The 4,883-nt window shown below is 64.4% G+C and carries 4 protein-coding genes and 1 pseudogene; all 5 read left to right on the top strand.

What is annotated here, in order from left to right:
- Nucleotides 1–634 (top strand): annotated as a pseudogene (locus JWQ89_RS18405) (transposase); the annotation flags it as partial.
- A gap of 460 nt (nt 635–1,094) precedes the next feature.
- Nucleotides 1,095–1,799: a FadR/GntR family transcriptional regulator gene (locus JWQ89_RS18400; RefSeq protein WP_299643342.1), complete on the top strand. Its 705-nt coding sequence runs from the start codon at nt 1,095–1,097 to the stop codon at nt 1,797–1,799.
- 85 nt (nt 1,800–1,884) lie between these two features.
- Nucleotides 1,885–3,189, top strand: a complete 1,305-nt coding sequence (locus JWQ89_RS18395; RefSeq protein ID WP_299643340.1) for an extracellular solute-binding protein — start codon at nt 1,885–1,887, stop codon at nt 3,187–3,189.
- 66 nt (nt 3,190–3,255) lie between these two features.
- A complete protein-coding gene (locus JWQ89_RS18390) occupies nt 3,256–4,212 on the top strand; it encodes a sugar ABC transporter permease (protein ID WP_299643338.1) in 957 nt (318 codons plus the stop codon).
- A 1-nt stretch (nt 4,213) separates the two neighbouring features.
- Nucleotides 4,214–4,883 (top strand): carbohydrate ABC transporter permease (locus tag JWQ89_RS18385; protein WP_299643335.1); only part of this gene is annotated, 670 nt, incomplete at its 3' end.

The following is a 4,883-nucleotide window of genomic DNA, read 5'->3' as shown; positions in this document are numbered from 1 at the left end:
ATCCGTTCGGAGCGGCGGTTGTGCGAGGAGGTGCATCTGAACCTCGCCTACAGATGGTTCTGCCGGCTGGAGCTGGACGGCAAGGTGCCGGCCACCCGACCTTCTCGCGCAACCGGCACGGTCGCGTCCGGCAGGGCGATATCCTGCAGCACCTGTTCGAAACAGTGGTTGAGCGTTGCCTGCGCGAGGGTCTGGTGGGTGGGAAGGGCTTCGCGGTCGATGCCACCTGATCGCCGCAGATGCCAACAAGCAGCGTTCCGAGCCAGCTGACGCATGGCGCGTCGATGATCCTGATGCCGGCCACGCGGTCCGCGAGTATCTGGCGACCCTGGATGATGCCGCCTTCGGCGCGGCCAGCGAGGTCCGGCCGAAGTTCATCGCCATCCGATCCGGCGGCGCAATGGACCGGCGCCCACAAGGGTCATGCCTTCTTCGCCTATGCCACCAACTACCTGATCGACACCGACAACGCAATCATCGTGGACGTCGAAGCGAGCCGCGCCATCCGCCAGGCTGAGGTCGGCGCCTCGCGCGCCATGCTCGACAGACCGCCGAACGCTTCGGGCTTACGCCTCAGAGCCATGCCGCCGACAGCGCCTACGGCGCGGCCGAGAACCTGGTCTGGCTGGTCAAGTAGCGCGGGATCGCGCCTCACATCCCGGTGTTCGACAAGTCCAGCCGCACCGACGAGCTTCTTCTTGCGCGCGGCAATGTCGTTCCATCCTTCGCGTCTGAACATCATCGGAACGACGGTTTGGCGCCTCAATCTGTGACCAAAAACACCAGTTGGCGCGGTGATTGCCCATGCCTTTGCCGCACTACCGAGACGAGCGGGCTCCCACATTGGTCGTATCGAACGATGCCAGCGTCAAGCGGCCTTGGCGTTAGCATCTAGGCGAAAGCATTGAGCCTGCCGGCCTCGCTGTTAACTTCAGCTTCGGCCCATACCCCGCTTTTGATCGCGCACTGAGGCCCGTTTTGGCAGGTACACGGGTGTTGGGCGCACGAGATATCTCAGGATTCCCCTTGTACTGACCGAGATAGTTCGCTAGGTAGGCTCATCGGGTCATCCTACCAATTGCGATCTCATAGACATGCAGCAGCTAACTAACGTCCGTCTCTATGAGCAGATCGCCGCGTCGATCCGCGGGCGGATCGTGTCCGGCGAGCTGCAGCAAGGCGAACGCCTCCCGAATGAGCGTGACGTTGCCATTGGTTATGGCGTCAGCCGCAACGTGGTGCGCGAGGCGATCCGCGCCCTGGCCAAGGATGGCCTGGTCAGCGTGCGCCAGGGGAGCGGCACCTATGTCGCCGACGGCACCTCGCGGGCCCTTGGGGACTCGTTCGAGCTGGCGCTGTCGGTCGGCGGGCTCGCGCACAATCTCGCCCATTTGGTCGAGATCAGGCAGATCATCGAGCCGACCGTCGCCGGGCTCGCCGCGGAACGCTCCGGCCCTGCCGAGATCGCCGAGTTGAAGGCCGAGGTCGCGATCATGGAGGGCGCCTTCAGCGATGTGGAGGCGTTCATCGCGGCTGATCATCGCTTCCATGTCGCCATCGCCAAATCGACGCAGAACCACCTCGTAACGATGATCCTGTTTCCGATCGTCGATGTGCTCAACGAGCAGCGCAAGCGTCTGTTCTTCGTCGAAAGGAGCGCCCGTTCCGCCCAGGCTTTCCACCATCGCATCCTCGATGCCATCGAGAGGCACGACAGCGCGGCCGCCGTGGAAGCGATGCGCGGGCACCTGGGGCAGGTGAGCAGCGATATCTCGACACTCGCGAAGGGGGGCGAATAGGCCCGCGCGACCGACTACCCGGATCACCGGGCAACAGGCCGCTGAGGGGCGCCTGACAATAACTGTCTCAAGGAGGAGGAGACCAATGAAGGGACTATTTCGGACAACCGCGCGACTGTCGTTAGCCGCAGTGCTCGCAGCAGCCGTCGCCATCTCGCCGCTCGCGGCGCAGGAGCCGACCCGGCTACGCATGACCGTGCTCGGTGGCGTCGGCGCCGGCGATGGTACGGTCGGGGCCATCAAGGCCTGGAACGACGCCAACCCCGATATCCAGGTGGACCTGGAGCTGCAGTCGGACGAACTGAACTGGCAGGCAACTGCGCCCACCACGATGTTCGCCTCGAGCGACGGCCCCGATCTCAGCTGGTGGTGGTGCTCGCCGTCCTTCCAGTACAAGGAAATGGTCGCCGCCGGCCTCTTAGCGCCGCTCGACGAGATCTACGCCAATGGCGGCTATCCCGATGGCACGGTCCAGTACTTCACCGAGCCGGATGGCCACAAGTACGGCGTCAACACCGACGTCGTGTGGACGCCGTACGTCTACTACAACAAGAAGATTTTCACCGATCTCGGCCTGACGCCACCCACCACCTGGGACGAACTCTACGCCATCGCCGCCAAGGTGCGCGCCGCCGGCTTCCAGCCGATGGTTACGCTCTACGACTACGGTATGGTCAACCATCTGCCCGACGGGCTGATGATGCGCTCGTGGACGCAGCAAGAATACAATGCGCTGCTGCGCAACTGGTCACCGGATTCGACGGAGGCCGAGCGCGCCTTCAAGTGGACCGACCCCAATAGCATCCGCATCTTCCAGACGCTGAAGGACATCGTCGACAAAGGCCTCGCGGCCGACGGCTTTGCCGGCATCATCGACGACGAAGTGGCGAAGTCGATGTTCACCTCGGGCAAGGCGGCCATGTACCAGACTGGTTCGTGGGGCGGTGCCGGCATGCTTGAGCAGGACCAGTTCGAGGTCGGCTACTTCTACTATCCGCCGATCAACGAGGTTGCCTACGGGCCGGTCGGCAGCTGGGTGCCCAACTGCTACATCGCCTTCAACCGCGACAAGCAGGACGCGGCAAAGAAGGTGATCAGCTTCCTCGCCTCGCGCGATGGGGCTCTCGCCTACGCCAAAGCTTCCGGGTTGACCATCGGCCGCACCGATGTCGATGCGGCGGCGCTGGCCGAGTTCCTGAAGCCGATGGTGGCGCAGATGGGCGCCGACGTGGCACGGATGGGAGCGCCGGCGCTCTACGAGTCCTCGGTGCCGTCGGATATTCTCAACACGCTGAAGCGGACGGTCGGCGAAGTGCTCACCGGCGTCATCACGCCCGAGCAGGCCGGTGAGGCCATGCAGGCCGCCTATGAGGACGCGCGCAGCCGCTGAGGCAACGCGCCATGACCCGGCCGGCTGCGCCGGCCGGGTTTTACTCCCGACCAGATGGACGAACTGATGACCGCTTCAGCCCCTTCCGGCACACGCGAGGCCGTGCCCCCCGTCATTCCCGCCACACACAGCCACCGCAGCCTGGCCGCGCGGTTCAGGCAGAACGGGCACTGGTACCTGTTCCTCGCGCCCGCCGTGCTGCTGCTGGTCGCCTTCATGGCGTTGCCGCTCTACCGTTCGCTTGAGCTGTCGCTGTTCGAGTGGAAGGGGTTGCTGCCACGCAAATGGGTCGGGCTCGAGAACTTCGAGCGGCTGTTCCGCGACCGCTACTTCTGGAGCGCGCTGAGCCACACCATCGTCTTCGCCCTCTCGGCAACCGTCGGTACGGTGGGTCTCGGCCTGCTGCTCGCCATCGCCATCTCCCGGCGGGTTCCTGGACACGGCATCTTCCGCTTTGCGTTCTATCTGCCCGTTATGCTGCCGATGACCGTGGTCGCGGCGCTATGGGCGCGCATCTACGAGCCCAACTACGGGCTGCTGAATTCGGCGCTCGGCGCCATCGGCCTCGGCTTTCTGGCCCAGCCCTGGCTGGGCAGTCTCGACCTGGCGCTGCCGTCGATCATTGCGGTCTGTATCTGGCAATATGCCGGCTTCCCGATGATCGTGCTGTTGGCGGCCATCGAGGGCATCCCCGAGGAACTGCACCAGGCCGTGACGCTCGACGGCGCCACCGAATGGGACCGCATGCGCTACCTGATCATCCCGATGATCTGGCCGGTGCTCGTGTCGATCAGCGTCATCCAGATCAACTTCTCGCTCAAGGTGTTCGACATCGTCTGGGTGAGGACCCAGGGAGGGCCGGCGGGAAGCTCCTCGGTGCTAGGCACCTACCTCTACCGCCGCGCTTTCGAGCAGCAGGAATACGGCTACGCCTCGGCGGTCGCCGTCGCCATGTTCGCGGTGATTTTCTCCGTCACGTACCTCTATTACCGCCTGACCAAAGTCGACGCGGTGGAGTTCTGAGATGACCCCCCGCAGGAGTTCGACTGCGTTCCGTTTCACCGGCAGGCTGCTCGTCGTCGGCCTGCTGCTGCTCTGGCTGGTGGTGCAGGTCTACCCGATCGTCTTCCTGTTCTTCACCTCGGTGAAGACCGATCCGCAGATCCTCTCGACGCCGTTCGCGCTGCCGTTCCCGCCGCAGCTTTCCAACTACGTGGCGGTGATCGAGGGCGGTCGAACCAACCAGTCGATCCTCGTCTACTTTTTCAACTCGGTGGTGGTGACCGGCGGCACGCTGGTGCTGCTGCTGGCTGTGTCGTCGCTCGCCGGCTACGCCCTGGCGCGCGGCCGGTTCCCCGGCAGCGCCGCGACGCAGCAGCTGTTCCTCTTGGCGCTCGCCGTGCCCGTGCATGTGCTGCTGATCCCGATCTACTTCTTCTTCGGGGAGCTGGGGCTGCGCAACAATCTGCTCGGGCTGATCCTGCTCTACACCACGCTCGGGTTGCCTTTCACCACCATCCTGATGCGCTCCTACTTCGTCTCCTTTCCGCGCGAGCTGGAAGAGGCTGCGCGCATCGACGGGTGTTCGCGCTTCGGCACTTTCTGGCGCGTCGTGCTGCCGGTATCGCGCGGTGCGCTCGCCTCGATGGCGATCATCAATGTCGGCTGGGTGTGGAGCGAGCTGTTCTTCGGCC

The organism is Devosia sp. (assembly GCF_028290645.1).
Lineage (GTDB): Bacteria > Pseudomonadota > Alphaproteobacteria > Rhizobiales > Devosiaceae > Devosia_A.
Note: the sequence above shows the minus strand (reverse complement) of the source record. Positions and strands in the feature narration are given on the sequence as shown.